This is a genomic window from Dehalobacter sp. (assembly GCA_023667845.1).
Lineage (GTDB): Bacteria > Bacillota > Desulfitobacteriia > Desulfitobacteriales > Syntrophobotulaceae > Dehalobacter.
Genome location: JAMPIU010000103.1, coordinates 1 through 4,467, shown reverse-complemented (window position 1 = coordinate 4,467; position 4,467 = coordinate 1). Strand labels below are relative to the sequence as shown.

At 42.2% G+C, this 4,467-nt stretch carries 4 protein-coding genes; 2 read left to right on the top strand and 2 right to left on the bottom strand.

The features are described from left to right. A partial coding sequence (locus tag NC238_07600; GenBank protein ID MCM1565804.1) for an SAM-dependent methyltransferase occupies positions 1-452 on the top strand: 452 nt, incomplete at its 5' end. Between the two features lie 258 nt (positions 453-710). Here the strand turns inward: NC238_07600 and NC238_07595 are convergent. After that, entirely contained in the window at positions 711-2,627 is a 1,917-nt protein-coding gene (locus NC238_07595; protein ID MCM1565803.1) for an ATP-binding protein, read from the bottom strand. Between the two features lie 108 nt (positions 2,628-2,735). Next, positions 2,736-4,127: a hypothetical protein gene (locus tag NC238_07590; GenBank protein ID MCM1565802.1), complete on the bottom strand. Its 1,392-nt coding sequence runs from the start codon at positions 4,125-4,127 to the stop codon at positions 2,736-2,738. Positions 4,128-4,262: 135 nt separating this feature from the next. On the opposite strand from NC238_07590, the gene NC238_07585 reads away from it, so the two are divergent. Beyond that, the coding region (locus NC238_07585; protein MCM1565801.1) for a hypothetical protein at positions 4,263-4,467 on the top strand (205 nt) is incomplete at its 3' end.

Sequence of the window (4,467 nt, the reverse complement as noted above, 5' to 3'; positions counted from 1 at the left end):
AGAATCAGCTGGAGGGGGTCGTCTCCATGCCCTCCGGCATCTTCAAGCCGTATGCGGGGGTCTCGACCGCCGTCCTGATCTTCGTGAAGGGCGGGAAGACCGGGAAGGTCTGGTTCTACGATATGGAGGCGGACGGGTATTCGCTCGATGATAAACGGACGTTCATCGACGGTAAGGGTGACATCCCGGATATCATCGAGCAGTTCAGGGCACGGAGGGAGAGAGATCCGACCGATCGGAAGGCGAAGTGCTTCTTTGTGCCGGCAGTGGAGATCCGGGAGAACAACTACGACCTCTCGATCTCCCGCTACAAGGAGATCGAATACGAGGAAGTCGAGTACGAGGCGCCGGAGGTTATCATCGAGAAGATTCAGGCAATAGAGAGCCGGATCCAGCAGGATCTTGATGAATTAAAGGAGATGCTCAAAGAGACCAAACAAATATCCCAATAATATTCAGATTGAGACTAAGGCAGGGAAGAATCCATAGGAAAGGAACTCGGCCTTGACCGGGAGTTCACTTCTTCCCCCGCGTCAAACACGGCCGTAGCCGCCCGGACCAAGACGACGAACGAGAAGGTAGCAAACGGCACACAGTAAGCCGCAAGGACACCTGTAATTATGTCCATGAGGGAGTATTCGCGAGAAAATGGGAAAAAGAGGATTAACGAAAATATATAGGAATGTCAATTACGCTTATTTTCGCGTTGACTATATCCCAGTATCTGCCTGATTAATAGTTGTTTGACTTATGATCTCGGAAATTTCTGGATCATCTATTTCAACGAATTCCTTGTTCATTTTTATTCGTTCCATTAAATTAAAGATTCTAGCTTTTGCTTTTCTGAGAACTATTGAATAGGGCAATGGGGATACTTGGATATTCCTGACATCATCTTTATGGTCTCCGCATGAGACACTCGTCCCTAAAACAAATGACTGGGTTTTTGTTGTCGGGCTAAGTTGTTTAGAATCGAAGATTAATTCTGCATAATCTTCCGCTTGTCTACGTTCCTTATTGGTGATTTTTACCTTCCCTCTTTTTAACTCGATGGTTAGCACTTTTGAAAAACCAATGATCTCTCCTTCACTACCAAAATCATCACAAGTATATGCGCTTAAGGAGCTGTCAGGAAGAGCTATGATATCAGGACGCCTTTGCGAGTCGCAAATAACCTCTTTGCCAAAAAATTGTTTAATTATCGTTCTTATCTGCCTATTTGGCAGATATTTGACCCCTTCATATTCTGGACCGAAAATCCACAGACCCTCTTCAAAGAGAGGTAACAGTTCGTGCACCTCGTCGGCAGTAGGGTCATCGACTAAAACTTCCATTCGTTCAATCAATTTAATTCTTCTACGTAGCTCGTCGAGCACAATTTTTGCTTCTGTGATGCTCCATTCACTCAGTATATCCGACAATCTGTCAATATCATTTGGTGATGTTTCAGCCAGTTGTTCTAATAACTTATATCCCGAACGAGCCATTTCCATATTTGCTACAATTTCAACGATATCGATTAAGTGTCGCTGCTTCATTGAAGGACACACCATCTGAACCTGATCAACAAATCTCCCTACTTGTTCTCTCCCAAAGTTTCCCATATACCTCAATTTGGTCCGATGTTCAGTTAAAACGTCTTTCTTGGCCTCACTTCGGACATCTTTCACAATTTCTTGAATTGTATCTAAAATAAATTGATTGATTGCTGAGATCACTTCTGTTGTTTTTGGAGTGTCTTTAAACCAAGTCCAATCTGCTAAAACTTCCTCTTCTAAAATATCTGCCTCGACAATTATCGAATAACGTTTAGCTGCTTTAGATCTTCCATCAAGGTAAATGTTCTCAAAATTTTTCCAAGTGTGCTCTCCTACTAGCCGTCTATTGACCCAATACGCCACACCATGCTGTGTACTCAGTCTGCCAACCTTCTCGCTATCGATTATGTGAATATGTACTATTCCATACCTTGGCAGCGAGCGCTGATGATGGTCGGCATATTTCAAAAGGTCTTCGAGCTCAATCTTTTCATTATTGACGTATATCTTAAAAGAAGGGTCAACGATAAACTTCGATCCTAAGAGTTTCTTAACTTCCGCTGTGTTTATATAATTTCTCTGAACTATACAGCTGATCCTGGTTCCATGACCCTCTGAACCAATTTTCTTTATCTGTTTAACACGATATGGCTCTTCACCGTGGTTTTGCTTATTCACTTCGAACGTTGATTTGACGCCCGCTTTCCAAGTTTCAACGTGGTATTTATCTGAAAAACAAAAGAGACTATGTCGACCTTTTCCGTTCCTACCATAAACTTTTCTTCTCCTTTTGTCCTGTATACATTCTACAAATGCGCCTTGCCATTGCCGGCGATTATAGTTGAACGTCGTCCATCTTTTTTTGAACTCCTCCTCTGTCATCCCCTCTCCGTCATCTACTATTTCGAACTGACCAGTTAATCCCTCCGGCCAACATATTTCCACTTTTCCCGAACCTGCATCCCAACTATTTGCAACGAGTTCAACAATGGCTATTTGAGGATCGGTAATTATTCTGCCTGCGTGATCAGAAAAAAAATTCTCACCAAATTTTAACGGAACTAACTCAGTTTGGATGTCTTGTTTCATATTTGCGTCAGTCCTAGGTGTTCATACTAATTGATGATGTGCACCAGAGAGTATATATGTCCGCTGATTTCGGTCTAATTTAGATAGCCTCTGCACCAACCAAGTTCATCAATTCCTAATTGCTTTTTCCGCCACAAGCCCCAGATACTTGGTTAATTCACTCTCAAAACTACGGGATACATCAGATGCATCACTTGTGGCGTGAGCGACCTCATGAAGCAAGGTACCTGCATAATTCTGGAAGTCTTTCAGTTGGTCTCGTTTTATTATGATCCTATTTCCAGAAGCCTCCCACAACCCCAGTGCTTCGCGATATGATTGAAGATCAAGCCGCATCGTTTTGGAAATTAATATTTCCTTAACATTTTCAGGCCGACCTCCAACGAAACCTAGTATTCGATCAGTTTGTTCAAAGACTCGTTTTTCATCCACAGTAAGCTGTTTCTCAGCCACAAAAGAGAACTTAAAACTATTATTCCAGTCGCTGCTGAATTGCTTCACATCTCTGATCGGATTACCCGCAATGTCTACCATACCCCGCAGTTTTTCTCTAACCTTCTGGGGAACAATTATGACTTTGTATTTGTCAGATCTGGCTTTGTCCACAAGGTTCGGTGTGGACATGGCCTCATCGGAGGTGAAGAATACAACCTTGGAACGATCATTGAGCAGTCGACATGCATGGACAGACACTTCGGACCAGTCTAACTCGTTACGTTCTCCGGAACCATAGTTGGCTAGGTTCCTTACTAGTTCATGTGCAACTTCTTGGCTTTCGCATGCAGTAAGGATCTTTTTAATCCTGTCAGAGTAAGCCGATCTACCGACATTTGTACGCTCACGATTCAATGCTTTTTGTATAGTTTTGTTGGGAGATGTAATATTGTACGAAAAAAGGAAGGTATCTTCTTCCGCAACTTGAACTCCGTTAACGTATATTCTTGCAGGATTTGATTTCTTTTCGAGGACTTGTCCTAATGACGTTGTTTCTAATACTTTTTCGCCCGAGAAACGTAGGAACAGATCTTTTGCCTTCGCAATATCACTATCTGGACAATTTTTAAGGATAAACTCTGTTCCCTGGAATTTATTATCCGAAGGTGGAGAAATGTATGCATGTAATGTTATAATGTCCTCAAAACCGTGTTTTTTTGATTTACCAAAAGAAATGTCTTCATGCTGTGATCTTATTGAAACATCCACCCCCTTTCGATTGAATGTTGCAAGAGCATCTTTTAACCCGATACCGAATTTTCCAATAACACGGGGGTTTGCAAGTTTTTCGTCATTTTCTTTTTGTGTCAGATGATGATGATTAAGCCCTCTCCCATAATCACGGATATGCCAGCAGTTTGTTTTATCCTTAAAAATCTCGACCTTTTTGGCTTTAGTGAGTAGTTCTTCGTCGATAGCGTTGGCAATGATCTCTCTAATCGCGTGGTAGACTTCCCAATCCTCTAATATCTTCTCGACATTGAGATCAAATTTGTTAGTGGCCATGGTATCCCCAACATAGAATAATTGTTACTCTATTATCCAGGGGAAAAACGTTTTGGAATGGTCTTTAAAACAATTAATCCATATTCTGGTCTTTTAAAATGATATAGACGTCATCATAGCCGTAATAGGCTGTTAATGTCTTTAGATGTGCAATGCACCTGCGTTAAGGGCTCGACAACACCCTCACCAGACAAAAAGGATCATCAACAAACTTGGAGTACTATCAACCAGATCCAACCTAAAAACCGGGTCGACACCATCAACCGCTCCATCGACCCGGCCATACGCAACGCTACTCTATCGGTGCAACCATCGCCAAAAACACACTCAAAACAGAAAC

Coding starts and splice junctions, on each gene's coding strand:
- NC238_07595 (MCM1565803.1), bottom strand. CDS start 2,627: ATGAAACAAGACATCCAAACTGAGTTAGTTCCGTTAAAATTTGGTGAG.
- NC238_07590 (MCM1565802.1), bottom strand. CDS start 4,127: ATGGCCACTAACAAATTTGATCTCAATGTCGAGAAGATATTAGAGGAT.